The following is a 20,348-nucleotide window of genomic DNA, read 5'->3' on the forward strand; positions in this document are numbered from 1 at the left end:
AGTGCGGTCGTGCGCCCCACTTCCACACCTGCGCTGTGTGCGCTGTCTTCACCGGTTGTCGGCGTATGGCGACTCGATTCCCCTCACCAAGTCCCGCACCTGCTCGTGTCCCGAGCTGGTGCCCGCATCCACGGCCGGCCTGGTCCTCGGCCGGTGACTGTGTTCTGCCCGACTCGCCACCTCTAGGGGAGGAAACCCATGTCCGACACTGTTTTCGACATCATCAGCGATCCTGGATTGCGATCGCGGGCGGAAGTGTTCGATGCCCTCGACGAGTTGAGTGCGTACCTGGAACGTCTGCGTACACGCACCGGCGACGCGACCACAGTCGATGACGATGCCCGCACCATGGCCGCCCGGGTCGCCGCCGCTCTGGATGCCGGTGTGATGGACACCGCGCCAGGCGACGCGTTCGAAGCGGCGCGGCTACGGCGGGTCATGGCGTCAGCACTGGCCGGTGGGGACGCCGCGTTGCTGGCCGACCGCGCCACCTACGAGCCGCTGTTCGAGTTGTGGCTGGACGCGACTAGGTCGCCGCGGGAACGCCCGCATCGGTGGCGGGAAGCCCCCGGATTGTCATTCCCGGACATACCAACTCTGCGTGTGGTGCAGATCGAGGTGAACGCCCGGCATGCATCTCCTGACCGCGACGGCTTCTTCAGCCGATTGCGGGAGTTGGCCGCCCATATCGGCGACGACGACCGGTTCGCCTCGACTGGCGTGTGGGAGTGGCGGTTACTCATGCTCTCGCGGCACATCGCGGCGACACTGCGCTCGGGCGAACCCGCCGCCGAACTCACGATCGGTGAGATCGCCCGTGCGGAGCGGGTTTTCGCCGCCCTCGCAGAGTTCGAACTCTTCAGCGCCGATGATGTCGTCGCGCTGGTCACCGACCCCGACCGGTTCAACCGGTGGCGCGCCGATCGGGCCGCGCAGGAGGGGGGTCTGATCGTGCAACGCCACCACGCGCTGGTGGCCGAAGTGCATCGGGCACGCAGCGTCCCGATCAGCACCCGCGCCCTGGTCGACTCCTACCAGCAGCAGCGTCCAGAGTTCACCGACTGCCCAGGACTGGTCCCCCTCAACATCGACGATCACCGCAGCGGTGTGCGGGGTTTGGCCGGACTGCGTGGCGCGGTGAACACCGTGCACATGGTGGCGGCCGAGGCTGCCCGCGCGGTCGGTGGTGAGCGTGGACGGCTGCGGGCGCGGGTCCAGCGATTGGCCACCCCGATCTTGGTCACCACCACGAACCGGGACCGGGGTGGGTTGAGCACGACTCAGGCCGCGCAGTTGGAGCGGGTACTGGCCTCACTCGTCGCGCTCGAACCGACCACCCTGGCCCAGGCGCCAGGCCGGTTGTGGCAGCTGATCTCCCACGAACGCGACTACGAGCAGTGGCTGGACGAACGCAACGCCGCCGAGTTCCAGGCCCAACGCAAGAGCGCCGGGATCGATCCCAGCGTGAGGGAGAGCTACCAGTGGTTGGACAACCTCGCCTCCGCCCGCGCCCGGTTGGACGACATCGCCACACACGAAACCGAATACGAACAGCGCGAACGGTCCCGCGCAGCTGAGGACGCCGAGTTCTATAGGGGCAACCCAGATTTCGAGCCGGAGGACCGCTACGAGCAGCAACTGCGCCAGGCGGCCGAGGACATGGAGCCGGACTGGGACGCGGTGGACCGCCACATCAATTCCAGTGCCGAACGGGTGGTCGCCGATCCATCGGCCGCCGCCGCCGTTCTGGGCGGCTTCGACGGCGCCAAGTGGGCAATTCCATCGCTGATCGCCGAGGTCGCGCGCCGTGGCGGAGATCTAGCCACATTGCTGAGTGTCCACTGCACCGACACCCTCGCCCTCGTCGCTGGCCACTGCGCTGACGGCGCGGCGCTGCAACAAACCGGTGAGGGGTCGTGGGCCATCCGCGGACGGTTGGACAACGGGTTGCGGGTCCAACTCACCAACCCGGTCACCGACAACGCCGAGACCAGCGAGCACGAGCGGTTCCGCGTCACGTTGCTCGACTCGGACGGCGGGCAGTTGGGCTATATCGACGCTGGGCCGCTCACGCAGCGGTTGATCACCGTGGCCTCGATCACCCCCACCGCGATCGCCGACCTGCGCGCCGGGGTCCACGCGCCGGATCTGCCCTCCGCAATCACGGTGACCGGAGGCTCCGAATCCGGTGCCACGCCACCAGGATCCCACCCCACCGCCGACCCGGCCCTGACAGCCGCCGCGTCTGGCACCCAACCCACCACGGCCAGGACATCGACCCGACTGGTCGATGCTCCCGCACCGATCGATCCGACCGCCGAGCTGGGAACGCAGCCACCGCCCCTGTCTTCTGCTCTCCCCTTCTGACATGGCACAACCAGAGGAAAACCGATGCCTGAGAACACTATTGAAATTCCCACTACACGCGGACAAATGATCGAGGCCCTGCACACCTTCGGCGCACAGGTGGCGCGGGCACGGTCAGGGCGCGACAAGCGCGCCGCGCCCGCCGACGCCCGCGCCACCGCAGGGGCCGTTCTGGCCGGTCTGCGCGCCGGAGTACTGCCGGACGCGGGAGAAACCGGGCGCGCCGGGAGGATCGTCGTGGAGATCCTCGACGGTGCCGAGGCCAGGCTGATCGCCGAACGGGTCACCGACGAGGCACTGGCCACAGCCTGGTGGGTGTCCAACCGGGCAGGTCTGGGTCTGCGATCGGTTCTCCCTCCGGATCACATCCCCGACATCCCGACCCTGCGGTGGGTCCGCGTCGAGGCCACCCCGCCGCAGGTGCTCGCAGATCGCGACGCGTTGGCCACAGCGTTCACGCGGTTGAGTGACCATGTCGCCGCTGTTGATGGCCGCCGATCGTTCGCGCCGGGACAGTGGGAGCGGCAGCTGCTGGAACTGGCCACCGAGATCGCGGCGACTCTGCGTTACACCGATCCTGCAGCTGGCATCGTCACTGTTGGTGAGATTGCCCGTGGTGAGCGGGTTTTCGCGGCCTTGGTGACGTTCGAAGCGGTTGGGTCCGAGCGCGGCGACGCGTGGCGGGCGGTCACCGACCCGGAGTTCTTCCACGACTGGCGCATCGCCCGCGCCGACCGCATCGGTGACCGCACCTGGCAGCAATACAGCATCGAACTCGCCGACCTCGCCCGTGTGCGCGGGCTGGCGATCACCGATCGAGGTACGCCCGACCCGAACAGCGAATTTGTCGACGCGCCCGGTTTGCGGGCGATGAGCCTCGCGACGTGCCCGCCCTTCACGCGGATGGATCGTTACGAACTGGAGCAGGCGACTCACGACCTGGTCGAGCGCATCAGACACGGGCAGCGGTACACAGTGATGGGCGAAACCCACGACCAGTGGCGTGACGCGATCAGGGAACTGGCCGAACCGATCCTGGCCAACACCCGCGACCACGACAGTGGCGTGTTGAGCCGGATGCAGGCACTGCAGGCCGAACGGGTGATCGCCTCCCTGCATGCTTTCGAGGAACCCGCCATCAGCTGGACACCACCACAGCTGTGGGCCGCGATCACCGAGGAGAATACCTTCCACCGGCTTCTCGACGAACGCAACACCCGCGAGGTCGGATTGCGGTGGCAGACGGTCACCGATCCCGGTGTCAGCTGCGTCAACACCATTGCCCTCGCCCATCTGGAACTCGAACGCATCCACCGCGTCGCCGAACAGGCCACTGCGGCGGCAGACTCGCCCACGGCTGATCCGGCTGTGGTCTTGGTGGCGAGCATAGGTGTCGGCGGGTCGTCGGCGAGGGACAGTGTGGCGCCCTTCGCCGATGCCCCAGAGGTGAGCGAACCCATCGCTACCATCGGGCTCGGCGAGGCGGGGGTGGTGTAGATGACCGCCGTCGAACCAGCAGGCACCCTCACCGACGCCGATGTCACCGAATTCTCTGGTGAAGACACCGGATTCGGTTTCACACCACCCCCCGAGGACTACGACGACAGCAACAGCGATGGTGGTCGGCGTCGCGGATCCGGCGGCTACAGGCCGAGTGTGGATCCGGAGTTCGGGCGTCAGCCCCCACATGATGTCGTCGCCGAACAATCGGTGCTGGGTGGGATGCTGTTGAGCAAGGACGCGATCGCCGAGGTCGCATCGGTGCTGACGGCCGCCGACTTCTACCGGCCCGCTCATCAAGTGATTTTCGAGGCGATCGCGGAACTGTTCGCCACCGGGGAGCCCGCGGACCCGGTGACCGTCGCCGCGGGCCTGGACCGTCGGCGCGCGCTCAAACGAATCGGTGGCGCACCGTATCTGATGACGCTCACCCAGACCGTCCCGACGGCAGCGAACGCGGGCTACTACGCGGAAATCGTTGCCGAGAAAGCGATCCTGCGGCGTCTGGTGGACGCAGGTACCCGCATCGTGCAGTACGGGTACGCCGGTGCAGACGGCGCTGATGTCGCCGAGGTCGTCGACCGCGCCCAGTCCGCGCTCTACGACGCCACCGAAAACCGTGACCGCAGTGAGGACTTCCTGCCGCTGTCGCAGCTGCTGCAGCCGACAATGGACGAGATCGACAAGATCGCGACCGGGAAGAGCGCGGCGGGAGTGCCGACCGGGCTCACCGACCTCGACGATCTCACAGGCGGCCTGCACCCGGGTCAGATGATCATCATCGCCGCCCGCCCAGGTGTCGGCAAAGCCCTCGCCTTGGATACGAAACTGCCTACCCCACAAGGTGGTTGGACCACGATGGGGCAGGTACAAGTCGGGGATTATCTGATCGGCTCCGATGACAAACCCACCCGCGTCACCGCCGTCACCGAGGTGTTGACCGACCGCGACTGCTTCGAGGTGGAATTCGACAACGGCGCGGTCATAGTCGCTGACGCCGAGCATCAGTGGCTGACCATCGCCAGCCACCACGGCGAACACCTCGCCATCCGCACCACCCGCGACATCGCCGCCTCGGTGCATGCCGTTAACGGCTGCCCTGCGCACCGCATCCCCGACCGCAAACGCCTTGTAGCCCACCGCATCGTCGCGGTGCGCCCCGTGGCGAGCGTGCCAGTGCGGTGCGTGGAGGTCGCCGCGTCCGATCATCTGTATCGGGCCGGGGACGCGCAGATCCTGACCCACAACTCGACCCTCGGTCTGGACTTCTTGCGCAGCGCCTCGATCAAACACGGGATGACCAGCGTCATCTTCTCACTGGAGATGAGTCACACCGAGATCGTCATGCGGCTCCTGTCGGCCGAAGCGAAGATCAAGCTGGGCGACATGCGGACCGGGAAGATGAACGACGACGACTGGGTCAACTTGTCGCGGAAAATGGGGGACATCAGCGATGCGCCACTGTTCATCGACGATTCCCCGAATCTGACGATGATGGAGATCCGAGCCAAGGCGCGGCGGCTCAAGCAGCGGCACGACCTGAGACTCATTGTGGTGGACTACCTGCAGCTGATGACCTCGGGCAAGAAGGTCGAGTCCCGTCAACAGGAGGTCTCGGAGTTCTCCCGCAACCTCAAATTGCTGGCCAAGGAACTCGAGGTGCCGGTGGTCGCGATCTCCCAACTCAACCGGGGTCCCGAACAGCGCAACGATAAACGGCCGATGGTGTCTGACCTGCGCGAAAGCGGCAGTCTCGAACAAGACTGTGACATGGCCATCCTGTTGTTCCGCCCGGACGCTGTCGATCGCGACGACCCACGCGGTGGGGAAGCCGACCTGATCATCGGCAAGCACCGCAACGGGCCCACAGCCACCATTACCGTTGCCCACCAACTGCACTTGTCCCGGTTCGTGGACATGGCTCGAGGTTGAGTAGTTGTTTATCGAAATTCTGTCAAACCATGTCGTTTAGAGCAGTGGGGTTGCCCCCCAACCCGACGCAGGCAACAACCGATCCCAAGACGAAGGCAGCATGACCATGGCATATGAATACGATGAGGGACTGCGGTTGCAAAACGCGATGATCGAGGACCCAGACGCAGCCTCCGCTGGGCCCGAACCCGCCGCTGACCCGGATTGGCTGTTCATCCAGTGGCGCACAAGCGGAGAAGGCAGCGACCCGGCGGCACTCGTCACCGCCTACATGCCCATCTCGTCCCTCACCAGCCACGACGAACTGTTCGACCGCACCGCTGAAGAGATCACTTCCGCCCGCAACAACCGCGACGACGAGATCTGCCTGCGTGTCGTGCGAGTGGAATACGGCGGCACCGCCCCCCTTGAGCCGTCACTGTACGAAACCAGCGGAACCGTCCACTCCGTGCTGGCCACCATCGAAGAATGGCGCGAGCGAGCACACGCAGCCCGCGCGACGAAGGTGCGCGACGCGCTCATGGCAGCCGAGACGGAGCATGCGGTAGCTCTCGATTTCACTGTCGCCGACGTTGTCGATGCCGACGGCCGCATTGCCGACGCGGATGTCTTCCGTGCTGTCCACCGTCTACGTCACCTCGACAGCGGTGGCAGCGCCACCTCCGAACCGCAGGTGCCAGAACCAGACACTGGTGCAGACTCCGGTGTAGGGCTGTGAATGCTCATGTGTGCCAACACAACACAGCCGACGGCAAAGTGCGATCACCATAAGCGCAACCCCGCCTCGATTGACGAATCCACGCCCGAGGCAATCGGACCGTGACTCACCAGCGGTGCCGCGGTGCTGTTGCACGATCTGGCGATGCGCGTGGGGCAAAGCGAGATCGATCGCGGCGAGCACCTGGTCCTCGCACACTTTGCGATACCCGGGGGCGCGAGGAACACCAGCAGCTGGGTCCTGTCGCAGGCGAGTTCATGGACAGGCCCCGCCGTGCGCATTGGTCGCACAGCTGCAGCAGCGGCGTCGGATCGAGATCAACCAAAGGGTCCAGGCGCTCACACCGACCACCTGCCCGGTCCGGCCAAGCCGGTCACCAGCGGCATTTCTCTCACAAAAGTAGATCGAGGTACTGACCGATGAGCATTCCTGTCGCCCACACCGTCGCCCATCAACTCGTCAACGCGGCCACCGACGCCGTCGAGCGACTCGCGGCCGGCGCCGACTTCGATTCCGGTGAGAAGGATGCGATCGTAGGGCAATTGGAGCGCGCGGTGGAGGCGGCCAAGGCGCTCCTGCTGTCTGATCGCCTCACGTGGACCGGGGATCCGACCGAGGATCTGCGACCCGGGGCAGCCCTGCTATGGCTGAATACCTTCGGCGGGCCCGACGAGACGGGGATCTTCTATGGACGCCTGCTCGACGATGTCACTCTGCCCAATGCGACGCGCCGTCAGCTCGAGGTGAAAACCGAATCCCCCTGGGGCACTTCCGTGCACACCGTTGATGCCGAGAACGTCATAGCGAACCCCGTCGCCTCGCCAGCGGCGTGGGCGCGTGTCCCCAGTGTCGGCGAGGACGACCTGGCCGCCGCGCTCGCACCGACCACCGAACCCGCAGCGTCTATCAACAGATCCGATGCGGAACCCGTTGCCCAGCACTCCGATTCCGGCACGACCGTCATATCCTTCGACGCTGTGGTCGCCGGGGAGGTCGACTGGGAGCAGCTCGGACGAGACGCCTACACCACTGGCGCCCCGCGCCTGCCAGCGGAGAACCCCGTCATCGCGGCCGCGGTCACCGTCCACGAGGAGACCGGCGAACAGGTCTGGCTGGTGCCAGAGATCACCGTGCACCAGATCATGACCGACTACACGCGCGGCTACGAGGTGGCTGAGACTGAAGCCGCCGTGTCTGCGAGCGGGCAGGGCGCAGAAGCTGTATTGCCCGACGGGCTCGTTGCAGCCACCGAAGGGCGTCATGACACCTTTCCGCCCGTCAAGCACGAGGCACCCTCCGTCGCGTCATCCGCTGCGATGCCAGAAGCGGAACGACTCGGGCACCGAACGCCGGCGGTGGAGAGGACCTTCTTTGCGGATGGCGCAGGTGCCGGACTGTGATGTCGCGGGATGAATATCCAAGCGGATTCGAGGGGTCAGTGATCCGCCCGCCTTCCAGACCATGCTATTTCGTGTGCAGGTAGCTTTGCGGACCATTGGGCCTTCGTGTTTCGACTCCCGATGTCGTAGATGCGGGTCGGCGTCGTTTCGCCACATTTCGGCAACTAGTCCCGGGCTACGCTTCCAGGTCATGAGCCGCAACAAGAAGCGTCCGGCAAAACCGAGCCGGCCAGCCACCGTTCAGGGTTTGCGGAGTCGGGCGGTCGCTGATTCCTTCGAAGTGCGGGTGCCGTGCTGCATGGGAACGGTTCGTCTCCCGGCACATCTCGCACAGATTGCACTCCAAGGCGGCCCAGTGACCGCATTTACCGCCTTGTGCCCCTGCGGGTATGCACACTTGGCAACGACCGAGAAGGACGGGGTCCACCTGCGTATCACCGCCGACCCACGCACACTCGGGCGAATCTTCGCGACCATGCCATGGCCGACGATTCCGCCGGAGAAAGTCGGTGAGGACGTGCTCGAGGCGAAGACGATACCCGCTGTGGAAGAGCTTCTGGCACACCTGGACTCGTTACACCTCAACCTGCACTCAGGGCCCCCGCCGACCGCACAGTCCTGAGAGGACGCCGCAGCCGGATTGCGGTGGAAGTGCCCCTTCAAGGAGGGGGCGGGGGTTTGGACGGGGACGGTCGTAGTTGTCTGTCGAGGCCTTCAGAGGTCGAATAGCGATGCGGTCTCGGCGCTGGTGTGGTGCCGCTGGTGAGTAGTGCGGCGCCGGGCGGGTTTAGTGAGGGTCAGTTCGGTGGGCGAAAACGCGAGTGTGTCGGACGAGCCAGCGGGTTTCACGCGGAGGTGGTCAGGTTCGGTGGGGTCTGCGATTTCGATCAGCTTGCCGGATCGACCCTGGTCGATGCCGACCGCGGCGTCGGTGAACCACACGGTGGGCGAGCGGCCTGCCTCGATGTCAGCGGCAAGTTGCTGGAGCTCAGTGCTCGACAATGGATTTGGCTTCGGTAGGCGAGACGACATGATGCGCTCCGGGCGGGGTGAGACGTGGTTGTACGCACGAAGCATGCCGCAGAGCACCGACAGCTCGCACACCATGGGCATGCCTCGTGCGCGAACTGCCACTGCGTCGGATGCGAATGCATGGCTCCTGAGGGAGCCGTCCACCTGTTCGGCCGCTATTGATCGCACAGAGTGATGCTTGCCTTGGCGAGGTGCAGGCAGCTCCAGGCCCGATCCGCGGGCCCTCCAGATCACGTCGGGGCGAGCGAAATGCCGACCGGGACTGTACAGCATTTTTAATCGGCGCCGGTCTGCTCATACGCGAGAAGTGTTGCGACACAGAGAAAATAGAGACAATCGCGTCGGAGTTGAGATGGAGCGCATTGGATCCGTCGGCGCTGGGAGTCTAGGGAGACGTGTTGTTCGTGCAGGTACGGCGCGGGCGCTCGGCTGGTGTCCGCATGGCTCCCGCGTTGCGTCGGGCGGACCAGCTAGAGCCGCCCTAACAATTCCTGCTTCTTCGCGGTGAACTCGGCCTCGGTGAGAATCCCGGCCTTGTACAGTTCCCCAAGCTTGCGAATCTGATCGGCAAAACCAGGAATCGGCGGTGCGGCCGCTGGTGGTTGAGCTTGCGTTCCGCGGGCGATCCCTCGGCGGATGGCCTCAGCGATCGGCTCGAGGTCGCTTTTGAGGATTCTGGAGATCTTTGCGGTGTTGCCGGAGGAGAAGATCTGGAGTTCACCGAATGCCAGACCAGTCTTCGTCTGCACCGAGTTGATGTTGCGCAGTGGGAAGTCCTCTTTCCGTTGTCGCATTATGCCGTGGAACAGGAACAGCAGCCGGGTGTCGGTGAGGACGACGATTCCGGCGTCGCTCTCGTAGGTCCCCTGAGCGATGAGGTGCACGGTTTCGGTCTCGTGAAGATGCTCTCGGAGTTTCTTAATCTCACGACCGCCACCCAATTTCCAACCCATACGCGCGACTGCTTCTTGCACGTCCTGGCGACCTTCTGGACCGGTCAGACGGGCGGCGGACTGCGCCCCGGATGCCTGCCGCTGGGCATCCCAGCGCTGTTTCGCTTCTTCCAATCGCTGCTCCTGTGCCGCCGCCTTCTGCTCCAGGCGGTCGGTGCGGGTTTCGCCTTGGTCGTAGGCAACGGTCGTGGACGGGTCGAGTCCGGACCGCGTGTTGTGTTCCACGACCGAACGCAGCCATTCGTGCAGTTCGCGAAACTGGTCGCGGACTTTCCAGGTGAAAATGACGGTGTCGGCGTTGGCGTTGGCCTGTGTGCCCAGGTCGGGCATCTCCGCTCCACCCAAGCCCAGTTGGATGTGGCCATTCTTTAGCCGGGTCGCGTCCTCGAACTTCACTCCGGAGATCGCCGCCAGCGGGATGGTGCGATCCGGTCCCGCAGTGCCGCCCAGCTTGGCCATCAGCCCCTCGCGCTTGATGACCAGCGCATCGCCCACAATTTCGATCTGACCGTTATGACCGATGTACTGCATGCGCCCGTCCGCCTCCTTTCTCCGACGCGGTCGTCTGCACGGAACCGAATCTGCCGCCTTGCGTAACTGCGCCCTGCCTACATATCGGTGCTGATGGCGGCGCTGATACGCACGACCGCGCAGGAAAGGCGACCGCCCACAGGAGCAAGAGTTGCCGAGAAGAGGTACATCATGTAGGTCGGCCGCGCCCTCGCGTAGATGGCAAGACTCGCGAATACATCCCGCTGTGATCGCGGCAAGTCGCTAGGCGATCACCGCCATCAGCTATTCGCTTCGACAGCGTTTGCGACGCAGTCAGTTTGGTTGGCCTTTGTAGTCGATGCCGATCGGCATGCTGGGGCATAGTCGATTTCGGCGGCATCGATGCGGGCCGGGATCAGTGGGGTGGATCGGCCGCTGGGGGGTTCGACACCGTTATCTGCGCAGATGGCTGTCTCATGTCGAAAGTGGCATTTGCGACCGAGTTCAACGCACTCTGAAACTCGCTCTGATAATGATTTCCGAATCCCAGCGAACCGGTAGTGGAGTCACACCCCCGGAATCGCGGCACCGAAGGCTGTCGCATTGGCAATCAGTCCAGCCCGGATCATAGGCAGGCGGTGCTTGCCTGCTCGAAGCCGGGAAAGGATGTGGGCGCAGGAGATTCGACCGTGGTGGTCGTCAGAACTGCAGTAAGGGGCTGGCCAGTGAGGGCAGCGGCGGACAGACCGGAGTCAGCGTCCTCGAGTCGGTGGCGGGCGATGTCGGCGCGGACGCCCTCGACGGTCGCAGCGATGTAGTCGATGCCGTCGAGGTGATCGGCGTAGCCGGAGTCGCCGTAGAGGTTGCGATGACGGTCGATGTGTCGGCGAGACGCCGCCGCCTGGGCTTCGATCGCGGTGTCGATGGGCACGAAGGCGTACAGGCCGTCGCCGAGGTAGATCGAGACGGCATCGGCCAGGCCCGATTCCTCCGCCGCGGCCAGGGCCTGCTGAGTGCGGCGCGTCGCAGCGTCGAGGTCGCCGCTGGCGGCGGCGTCGAGAGCACGGCCCAGGTTCCGGTGAACCGCGCTGACATAGCCGTGCCCGAAGCAGGTGTAGGGGAGCAGCCTTTCCACCTCGGCGCCCATGCCGTATCGGTGGGCGAGCTCGACAGCATGGTCGGGGTAGAAGTTCCGGCCGGGATGGGTTCTCGGATCTATTTCTCTGAACAGCAATTTGAGCTCCAGGATGGATCAGGTGTCTGGTGAACTCCGCGAAGCTCACCAGGTCTCCGTTGGGGGCAAGCATAGAGGTGGGTGCGGACCGTCTCGGGAGTGTCCAGACAGCTGGTGTGACATCTGCCGGTAGGCCTTCATCGACGACCAAATGACGAGTTGTCCGAATTGTCGGTGGTGATCGGTAGCCTGCACAGTGGAGCAGCGGGACCGGCCGAGCTGCCGGGGGAAGACGCCCCGTCGTACTGCCGTAGGGCCGGGGGCAGACCGGGTTGTGCCGCGCCGGAGCCGGACGCCATTGCGACTCCACCCCATCCTCGGTCCCCGCTGCTCCGCAGGCGGCCGGACCGGCATGTCATCCGAGTTATGGACCAGCTCCTGTATTCGAAACTCTGTGCGACACAACGGTTTAGGGGAACCGTTCGTGTCGGTGCCGGTTGGCATGATCGGGCCATGACCGTGATCATCGACAGCCGCGGGCCCGGGCACCGGAACCGGTGGGTGGATCGTCCACTGGTCGGTTTCGACACCGAAACCACCGGTGTGCGTATTGGTGCGGACCGCATCGTTACCGCATGTGCAGCCCGCACTGGCCCCCTCGGTGTGGGTGAAGTCCGTGAGTGGATAGCCAACCCAGGTATGGCGATTCCGCCCGAGGCGACCCGGATTCACGGTGTGACCGACGATGTGGTGGCTTTGCGGGGTCGCCCACATGACGAGGTGGCTGCTGAGGTGGCCGCCGAGTTATATGCGTGCTGGGCTCAGGGGTATGTGGTGGCGGTGTATTGCGGGCGCTTCGATTTCGGGATGGTCGCCGCAGCTGTGCCGGGGTTCGAGATATGCGGTCCGGTCGTCGATGGGTTCGTTGTCGAACGGCGCATCGGCCGTGGTGTCCGCGGCAGCGGCAGGCGTTCACTCAAGCTGACCGAGGCCTGCGACCGACACGGGGTACGTCACGACAATCCGCACAACGCGACAGCCGACGCTGTCGCCACCATCCATCTGGTGCGTGCGCAGGCGCAGCGGTTTCCGTGGCTTGCCGGGTTGTCGACGTCGGAATTGATGCTGGCCCAGCAGCATTGGCATCGCCGAAGCCTGCGCCGTAGCACCGCTGCCGCTGACGGCGCAGATGGTCACTGGCTGATCCCGTCAGTGGCTGCCGCCGCAGACATCGACGAAGGAATCGCCGCGGCCGCGAGCACGATGCCATCCCAACACACCATCGGTCACCGGGTGCTGGGCGAACTCGACACCGGTGCCGATACCACGGCACCGGTGAGGAGGGACGAACCGTTCATTGGCTTATCCACGCCGTCGCTCGCGGTGTAGAAACCATAGCCCGGGGCGTGTTGTAGTTGCGTAGCGCGATTCACCCTTTCTAAGCTGCTCGAATTGTCGACGAAACCGACATCTCAGGACGGCCGGACGTGTGCGTCGCGGAGTTGATTCTGGATGTCTCGGTCATTTCGATCGGGAAATCATGACGAGGTGCGTTGGGAATGCCAATGCAGTCCGCGCCCGGACCAGGCCTGCCCATGGCCAGCCGCAGGGCGTGCGCAGGCGGACCTAGGTCTGTGGGGCGGCATCAACTCTTGTCAGCCGCGGTGAAGACTGCGCTGGTGTCGGCGTTGCTGTACCAGCGGACTTTCCTCTGCGTTCCGCACTGGCTGCTGGTTGAAAGCGTTGACAACACCTTCGGGATGGGTAAACAGCGCTGCGTAGGCGCGCACCCGGTTGTGCAGAGCCTGGATCGAATCGTTGTCGGCCGAGGTCATCGCGCTGATGAAGTCGGCACGGACTACGGGGTTCACGCTGGCGCCCAGATAAGTCTGCTCGAGCAGCAATTGGGCTTCATCCCACGCAGCACGGCTGCGTCGTGTGGCGGTGCTGATCGCGGCGGCGAGCTCGTCACCGGGTTCCATGAACAACTCCCGCATGCGCAGTTCGATCGGGTCGATGTGGGAGGTGTCCGGCAGCGTCTCATCGGCGGCGGTGATCTCGCCGTCCAGTTCGGCGAGCCGAGATACCAATTGGGGCGGCGGCTCGACCGCCAACTCATGGACTGGCAATTCGATGGTGGCGACGGTGGCGAGGGCAGCGGGATCGATGGCCAAGGACAGTGAGCCCATCGCTTCGTGCACGTTGAGGTAGCGGACCGCGAGCAACCCTGCCTGTTCGAGTTCGTCGATGCTGAGATCACTTGCCGGAGCGTGGTTTTCATCACGGAATCCGTCTTCGATGGTGTCGGGAGTAACCCGCAGCGTGACCCGATGTAGGTAGAACGTGCTGTTGGCATCGCCTTGATCACGCAATCGGCGCAGCATGTTTTCCACGGCTGTTTCGTAATTGCCGAGATGCAGCGCCCGGGTCAGCAGACGATGTCGGATCCTTTCCGGCGAGACATCGCCCAATACGATCTCGTCGTCGAGTCCAGCGCAGGTATTCCACTCGTAGTCGGGTGACGGCCAATCCGCGTAGGTGCTGCTGTGAAACCAGCTACCTTGTGCGGTAACGACATCGGACAACACAGGATCGTTGTCGTCGCGCAGTGCGGCGGCCGCGGGGCCGTAGTGGATGTCGGTTCCGCAGTGCTCGCACGGTGATAGAGCATCGATGCCGAGTCGCTCTTGATACCGGTGCGCGGTGACAGTGCTGACTCTCCCGCAGGTGGCACACCCCATGCGGTAGTCGTAGTTGAACCCGATCTTCACCGACCGGCGGCCCGCGGGAACGTCAGCAACCACGCCGACAAACATATCGCCAGTCCTAACAACAATGTCCATGGACCCATCCACGACCAGCGGACTCATACGCGACAGTAATCATGCGCACGCAGAAGAGCCCCCTGAAGGCAGTCTCCGGTGAGGTGTAGAAACCGCAGTGCCACAACAGATTGCCTCCTCGCAAACATGCGCGCAGCTGGTCGTACCCCCGAGGGGAGCGGGATCACCAGCGCGGCAAGGCTGGTTGTGAAAGGCACTTCAATCAGCCGACCGCTGATTTCTCACTGCTTCGGTGGTGCTGTGCAGGCGCAGGCCGCCGTGGACGCTGACGCGATTGCCTCACGCGAGATCAGAGGCCGCATCGATTCCACCACCGGCTTCTGTAGCGTCATAACACGTTTCGCGGGCTATGAGCGGACGATCTCAGAGGGAAAAGCGAGGCAATCGATGAGGGCGGACGAAGAGCGCAGCGCATCACCGACACCGGTACAGAAGGGCCTCGTGCCGCAAGTGGCGGCACAGATCGGTGACCGCATCGACAGCGGCGAGTTCGGGCACGGCGACCAGCTGCCGCCCCTGAACACGATTGCTGCCACCTACAACGTTTCGCGGGCCACCGCCAGCGCCGCGATCGAGCTACTGATCACCGATGGGCGTGTTTCGCGTCCACGGAACCGTCGCGCAGTCGTCGGCACCCACGTTGACCCCGTCGTCCCACCGAGTGTCACCCTCGGTGCGCAGCGGGTTGCGGCGCAGATCATCGCCGATATCGACAGCGGCGAGTTGGCCGCCGGTGATCCGCTGCACGTCAACATGATCGCCACAACCTATCGAGTCGAAGACGGCATCGCGCGCGCCGCGATCGAGATCCTCGTCGCCGACGGGCGTGCTGTCCGGCTCCCGAACCGCCCCGCCACTGTCTCCTCAGCACAGGACGTTTCAGAGACGGAATGGACTGCAGGCGATTTCAGCCCAGGAGCATTCGTGCGAATCAATGCCGGTACCTGGCATGAGGTGGTGCAGGTGGACGGCCGCGGGATGTCGGTGGCCTGCGACGAATCCCACCGCTACGAACAATCAGGAACTTCGCTGTACCGCCAGCCCGCCGCGCGACCGCTGCTAACGCTGGGATTTGAGCAAGTGCGTGAGAAGTTGACCGGCTTCCAGGCGCGTGCTCGGTTCCCGGACGCGTATGCGGCGGACGCTGTGCAACGCCCACGCCGCAAAAAAGGCCGGACCCGACTGGCGGCCACCTCAATGTCATCGGCAGAGGTATGGCGGTGGCGGATCGGGGATATCGACTACACGGCGACATGGGATCATCCGGGCGGATGGTCGACGACTGAGGCACCGGTCGCTAACGCCGGCGCAGTTCAGATACTCATCGATGACCAGCAAGTGACGCAATTGCGAGTTATCGGGCCGACACGCTTCGTCGAGCAGGTCCACAACCAGGTTCGTGATTTCGTCGAAGAACAGGCACGGGCGTTTGCCGAGGGCGGTGATGCCGCGGTGGCCGTCTTCTTGGCTAGTGAGTAAGCAACCCCTGCCTGGTGCACCGATGCGTGGCGCGTGTGACCTATAAGACTGGTCCAGCCTCGACGGCTGTTGGCGTGTTGGAAGGCCATGGCTACCATTCCGGCGCGTCCAGCGCAGAGCTTGACGCGGACAGGCGGCGCTGGCCGAATTCAGGGCGGCAAGGACTGTGGCCACGTGAAGGCCTGCTGCGAAAGACCGTGGGGTGCAGTGTATTCCGGTCAGGATGACGATGAGTGGTGTCGCAATCGCTAGGGCGCTCGATTTGCGAAATTGCTGATATTGAGAGCCGCCGACCTGAGGGCAGCCGTTCCATCCATAATTCGAGGATGGACCGGCACGTAGGAGAAATGAGGCAGGTGTGGGCAGTAGCCGGATTGAGCCGAGCAGTCATCCGTGGTGGTGCGTGCGGGACGTTGCTCCACAGGGCGAAGACCCTGGTCGCGATGCCATCTACCAGCACTACGGACAGCCGATCCACCTTCCGGTCGCCGAACACCCCAACAAACCGATCGAACTCAAACGCTGCTGTTACGCACGCTTCGACGACCGCTCGCGCGATTATCACATCGATGTCGATGTGAATAAGTACGGGTTTACCCTCACTGAACAGGAAGCATCACACCTCGCCTCTAGGGTTCGATCTCTCGCCGCTGGGACTGGGGATGAGGAGCCGTTCGCGCTGCATCACACCCCGTCCGAGACGCTGACGACCTATCAGATGACCACCGAACCCCTAAACGGCGGTCCCGGGGAACGCAAGGTTGTCATCATGGGTGGCGGCACGGTCTTCGTGTTCACAACAGCGGAAGCAGACAAGTTCGCCGATGAGCTGGAATTCCTCAGTGCCGATCTTCAACGTGACAGGATCTGAGACCGGCACGGCTACGGTGACTGGGACTGGCCTGGCACTGGTGCCACCTGTTGCTGAGGCCCGGCTGTTTGTGTCAGAACTTCCAGACCGATTTGTAATGTGAGTCATGTTGTCGCGCTTGTGGTTCCGGTGCGGCGGGCGAAGGCGCGCAAGCCGGTTAGGGCGTTGGCGGCGGGGTCGTGCAGCAGGCTTTTGGTGATCTGCTGGATTTGTTTGCGGTAGCGGACTTCGTCCGGGGAGGTTTGTTCGGCGGCGAGCAGTGCGCGATAGCACTGTTCGGGTTTGCCCCATTGGTGGAATGCGCGGGCGACATCGGACCAGTACTGTGCTCGTCTTTCCGCCAGTGCGATAGTGGCAGGGTTGATCTGGCGTGCGGCTTCGATCGCGGTGCCGGAGTCGCCGAGGACTCTGGCGATGCTGATCCGGTACAGCCCGACGGCGGTTGGTCCGAACCCGGTCCGATGGCTGTTCGCGTTGTTGTCGAGTCTGGTTGCGGCGTCGATTGCTTCGCCGATGAGCGTGTGGGCGGTGTTGCGGTCGCCGTCGACGGCAGCGGTGTAGGCCGCCGTTGACAGCAGCGATCCGTAGACCGCCAGGTATTGGGGTCCGCGGTGCAGGTCGGGTAGCAGTGATGCTGCGGTATCGAGGATCAGACGTTTGCCGGTGTCGGCGTGCCCGGTGCGGCGCAGCACGATTGCCCAGGCCCGGTGTGCGGCTGCCTGAGTCAGCCGGTCTGCACTGCTGTGTGCGGCCTGCATGGCCCGGTCTGCGGTGGTCCAGGCCAGTTGATCATGGGCGAATTTGACGGTCAAGGTGGATGCCAGGACGTAGATCTGGGCGAGCAAGGCGGTGGTTGCGGCGATGTCGTCGCCTGTGTTTGCTGCGGCGCGGGTGGCCATCGCGTCGCACAGCAGGCTTGGAAGTTCAGCGGCGACATCGGTGTAGCGGCCGAGGTCGAAGGCCGAGCGCAAGGTGGCCAGGTCGTGCCCGAGCTGTGGTAGTCCGACCGGCATACCGGTCGAGGGTGGAACCAGCAGGACATGCTCAAGTTGCTGCAATGCGTCACCGGTAGCCGATGCGAGCGCGGTAGGGCCGAGGGCGGCGGTGCCGGCCAGGCTGGTCAGTCCGGTCAGCAGCGTGCGACGGCGCATAGGTTCGGTCTCCTGGTCCAGCGCTGAGATGACGCCGACGATAGCGCCGGGTCGTCGCGACCGCACCGTTTGTGGTTTGTGTTGGAGTTTCGGCCAATCCGAGCAGCTGGAGCGGGATGTGCAAGGCGTCGGCGAGGCCGCGCAGCACACATACATCGCTGAGGTGCTGTTTGCCGCGTTCGAGCCGAGACAGGGTAGAGATCGAGTAGCTGACGACCGCATCCGCACCGCGATGGACCGCATCCTCGATGGCACTCCCACCCGATCCAACGGCGCCTTGACCATCGTCGCCGCGCGCTGGAGGCCGACGTCCCCAGAAACGCACTGACACAACTGCATCCAGATCTCAAGAACGAGTTCTACGCTCGCGCCGCCGATCGCGACGGCAACTCCGAACTCGAAACCCAGCTACGGGCAACGATCACGAAGCTGAAGAAGACGATCGAGAACAAGAACACTGAACTCACCCAGCTGCGCCGCGACGTCCCCGCCCTCGTCCGAGTCGTCAACCAGCTCACCGTCGAGAACCAGCAACTCCGCGAAGCCCTCACCAACCCACAGGCGACCGTAATCCCGTTGCCGCGCCGCCCGGCCAAGCCACCGCACTAAACCGGACCTCCGGATCTCCCAGGGAAGCTCACGCACGCCGCCGAGGACGAGGCATCGACGCCGATGTTGATGCGGATGAGCGGGCACACCTCGGTGCGCTCGCTCGGCAGTACTGGCGGCCATCCGCGAAGGCGCTGATCCGCTGGCAGGCCCAAACCGACCCGCCGCCCGGCGGAGACGGTGACCGGGTCCGGGCGCGGAGTGCAGCGCTACCGGGCCGAGGCGGTCGGGTCGGGCAGTTCGGCGAAGAATTCGGCGAGTATTGCGTTGTCCTCGTAGCCGAGCTGCGTGGTAGCGGCGTCATGCTCGCTGAACCAGCCCAAGGCCTGGCCCTCGGTGAGCATGACGTCGTCGATCTCGAAGCCGACGCGGGCGCTGAAGGTGTGCTCTACCCCGAAGTGCAGGTTGCGGGTGCGTACGTGCTCGACCTCGCTGGGGTCGAGCACAACGCCGATCTCTTCGTCGATCTCACGCACGATGCACTCCAGGGGCGTTTCCCCTTCTTCGAGCATCCCGCCGGGCAGACACCACTGATTGGGGTAGGCGATCTGTGGGTTGTCGTCGCGCAGGTACAGCAGCACTTCGCGACGGTCGTTGAGCAGGATGATCTGAGTTCCTTCGCGCGCCACGGGTTGTCAGCCTTTCCTCAGCGGTGGTAGGCCGTCGCGATTTTGGTGACCGCGGCGGCGACGTCGTGCACATCGGTTTCGGTCATCTTCGGGTACAGCGGCAACGAGATGATCCGCGCCGAGACATCCCGCGCGTTCGGGAACTCGTCGGGATCGATGCCGCGGACCCGCTGATGGTACGGCTGAAGGTGCAGGGATATGAAGTGCACGCCGGTGCCGATCCCCTCCGAGCGCAGGGCCTCGATGAACCGGTCCCGGGTGATGGTGAGGGCGGCGAGGTCGAGCTGGATGACGTACAGGTGGTGGGTGTGCCGCATATCCGGCAGCCGGACCGGGAGCGTGATGCCGGGCACGTCGGCAAGCAGCTGGTCATAAAGGTCGGCGTAGTGGGCGCGGGTGGTGATGAACTCCTCGAGGCGCGGAAGCTGGTGCAGCCCAACCGCGGCCGACACGTCGGGCATGTTGTATTTGAAGCCCGGCTCGAGCAGCTGCCAGTGGGTCGAGCCGTCGACCGCGTAGCGTTTCCAGGCGTCGCGGCTGATGCCGTGCAGGCTCAGTACCCGCGCCCGGTCGGCCAGCACGTCATCGTCGGTGACCAGCAGCCCGCCCTCGATGGTGGTCATGTTCTTGGTGGGATAGAAGCTGAATGCGGCCATGGTGCTGGTCTGCCCGATCATCCGGCCGTGATACTGCGCGCCGAAGGCGTGGGCGGCGTCCTCGATCACCACCAAACCCAGCTCTTCGGCGAGCGCGCCAAGGGTGTCCAGGTCGCAGGGCTGTCCGGCCATGTGGACAGGCATGATCGCTTTCGTGTGCTCGGTGACCGCAGCGCGCACCGCGGCGGGATCGATGTTGAGGGTGTCGGGATCGATGTCGGCGAACACCGGTCTCGCGCCCACATGTTCGATCACGTTGGCGGTGGCCGGCCAGGTGACCGGTGTGGTGATCACCTGGTCACCGGGGCCGATCCCGGACGCGGCCAGCGCGAGGTGCAAGGCGCCGGTGCAGGAGTTGGTGGCGATGGCATGTTTGACACCGAGATAGTCCGCGCACATCTGTTCGAACCGCTTGGCTTTCGGGCCCGTGGTCAGCCATCCCGACCGCAGCGTGTCGATGACTTCGGCCTCTTCGGCGTCGCCGAGCAGCGGCAGCGCGAACGGCAATGCCTCGCTGCGCACTGGGTCACCGCCGTCGAGCA

General features: G+C 64.6%; 16 protein-coding genes. 9 read left to right on the top strand and 7 right to left on the bottom strand.

From position 1 onward, the window contains the following. Window positions 1–198 precede the first annotated feature (198 nt). The 6 genes from ACQP2U_RS43395 to ACQP2U_RS43420 all read left to right on the top strand — a co-directional run bounded on the left by ACQP2U_RS43395 (window position 199) and on the right by ACQP2U_RS43420 (window position 8,539). Window positions 199–2,367: a hypothetical protein gene (locus tag ACQP2U_RS43395; RefSeq protein ID WP_433717371.1), complete on the top strand. Its 2,169-nt coding sequence runs from the start codon at window positions 199–201 to the stop codon at window positions 2,365–2,367. A gap of 66 nt (window positions 2,368–2,433) precedes the next feature. Beyond that, window positions 2,434–3,864 (top strand): hypothetical protein, encoded by a 1,431-nt coding sequence (locus ACQP2U_RS43400; RefSeq protein ID WP_433717373.1) that lies wholly within the window; start codon window positions 2,434–2,436, stop codon window positions 3,862–3,864. After that, window positions 3,865–5,799, top strand: coding sequence for a replicative DNA helicase (gene dnaB, locus ACQP2U_RS43405; protein ID WP_433717375.1), 1,935 nt, complete (start codon window positions 3,865–3,867; stop codon window positions 5,797–5,799). Between the two features lie 100 nt (window positions 5,800–5,899). After that, window positions 5,900–6,517, top strand: coding sequence for a hypothetical protein (locus ACQP2U_RS43410; protein WP_433717377.1), 618 nt, complete (start codon window positions 5,900–5,902; stop codon window positions 6,515–6,517). 419 nt (window positions 6,518–6,936) lie between these two features. Then, the gene (locus tag ACQP2U_RS43415; protein ID WP_433717379.1) at window positions 6,937–7,917 is read left to right on the top strand and encodes a hypothetical protein; all 981 of its coding nucleotides are present in this window, start codon (window positions 6,937–6,939) and stop codon (window positions 7,915–7,917) included. A gap of 397 nt (window positions 7,918–8,314) precedes the next feature. Next, the gene (locus ACQP2U_RS43420; protein WP_433717381.1) at window positions 8,315–8,539 is read left to right on the top strand and encodes a hypothetical protein; all 225 of its coding nucleotides are present in this window, start codon (window positions 8,315–8,317) and stop codon (window positions 8,537–8,539) included. Between the two features lie 92 nt (window positions 8,540–8,631). Here the strand turns inward: ACQP2U_RS43420 and ACQP2U_RS43425 are convergent, their stop codons facing one another. From ACQP2U_RS43425 to ACQP2U_RS43435, 3 genes are all read right to left on the bottom strand, one after another. Next, the gene (locus ACQP2U_RS43425) at window positions 8,632–8,919 is read right to left on the bottom strand and encodes a hypothetical protein (protein ID WP_433717383.1); all 288 of its coding nucleotides are present in this window, start codon (window positions 8,917–8,919) and stop codon (window positions 8,632–8,634) included. Window positions 8,920–9,419: 500 nt separating this feature from the next. Further along, window positions 9,420–10,433, bottom strand: a complete 1,014-nt coding sequence (locus ACQP2U_RS43430; protein ID WP_433717385.1) for a PH domain-containing protein — start codon at window positions 10,431–10,433, stop codon at window positions 9,420–9,422. A gap of 586 nt (window positions 10,434–11,019) precedes the next feature. Next, a complete protein-coding gene (locus ACQP2U_RS43435) occupies window positions 11,020–11,541 on the bottom strand; it encodes a hypothetical protein (RefSeq protein ID WP_433717387.1) in 522 nt (173 codons plus the stop codon). A gap of 540 nt (window positions 11,542–12,081) precedes the next feature. Between ACQP2U_RS43435 and ACQP2U_RS43440 the strand changes: the two genes are divergently transcribed. Further along, a complete protein-coding gene (locus tag ACQP2U_RS43440) occupies window positions 12,082–12,957 on the top strand; it encodes an exonuclease domain-containing protein (protein WP_433717389.1) in 876 nt (291 codons plus the stop codon). 266 nt (window positions 12,958–13,223) lie between these two features. Here the strand turns inward: ACQP2U_RS43440 and ACQP2U_RS43445 are convergent, their stop codons facing one another. Then, window positions 13,224–14,372: a hypothetical protein gene (locus ACQP2U_RS43445; protein WP_433717391.1), complete on the bottom strand. Its 1,149-nt coding sequence runs from the start codon at window positions 14,370–14,372 to the stop codon at window positions 13,224–13,226. Between the two features lie 426 nt (window positions 14,373–14,798). Here ACQP2U_RS43445 and ACQP2U_RS43450 point away from each other — a divergent pair, with 426 nt between their 5' ends. Both ACQP2U_RS43450 and ACQP2U_RS43455 read left to right on the top strand, forming a co-directional pair. Next, window positions 14,799–15,890, top strand: coding sequence for a GntR family transcriptional regulator (locus tag ACQP2U_RS43450; protein WP_433717393.1), 1,092 nt, complete (start codon window positions 14,799–14,801; stop codon window positions 15,888–15,890). A gap of 358 nt (window positions 15,891–16,248) precedes the next feature. After that, a complete protein-coding gene (locus tag ACQP2U_RS43455) occupies window positions 16,249–16,761 on the top strand; it encodes a hypothetical protein (protein ID WP_433717395.1) in 513 nt (170 codons plus the stop codon). Window positions 16,762–16,865: 104 nt separating this feature from the next. On the opposite strand, the gene ACQP2U_RS43460 is transcribed toward ACQP2U_RS43455, so the two are convergent. The 3 genes from ACQP2U_RS43460 to ACQP2U_RS43470 form a co-directional block, all read right to left on the bottom strand. Further along, window positions 16,866–17,912, bottom strand: coding sequence for a hypothetical protein (locus ACQP2U_RS43460; RefSeq protein WP_433717397.1), 1,047 nt, complete (start codon window positions 17,910–17,912; stop codon window positions 16,866–16,868). An 818-nt stretch (window positions 17,913–18,730) separates the two neighbouring features. Next, window positions 18,731–19,150: an NUDIX hydrolase gene (locus ACQP2U_RS43465; protein WP_433717399.1), complete on the bottom strand. Its 420-nt coding sequence runs from the start codon at window positions 19,148–19,150 to the stop codon at window positions 18,731–18,733. 17 nt (window positions 19,151–19,167) lie between these two features. Further along, complete coding sequence (locus tag ACQP2U_RS43470) at window positions 19,168–20,328, bottom strand: DegT/DnrJ/EryC1/StrS family aminotransferase (protein ID WP_433717417.1); 1,161 nt, start codon at window positions 20,326–20,328, stop codon at window positions 19,168–19,170. Window positions 20,329–20,348 lie beyond the last annotated feature (20 nt).

The organism is Nocardia sp. CA-084685, from assembly GCF_050955785.1.
Taxonomy (GTDB): domain Bacteria; phylum Actinomycetota; class Actinomycetes; order Mycobacteriales; family Mycobacteriaceae; genus Nocardia.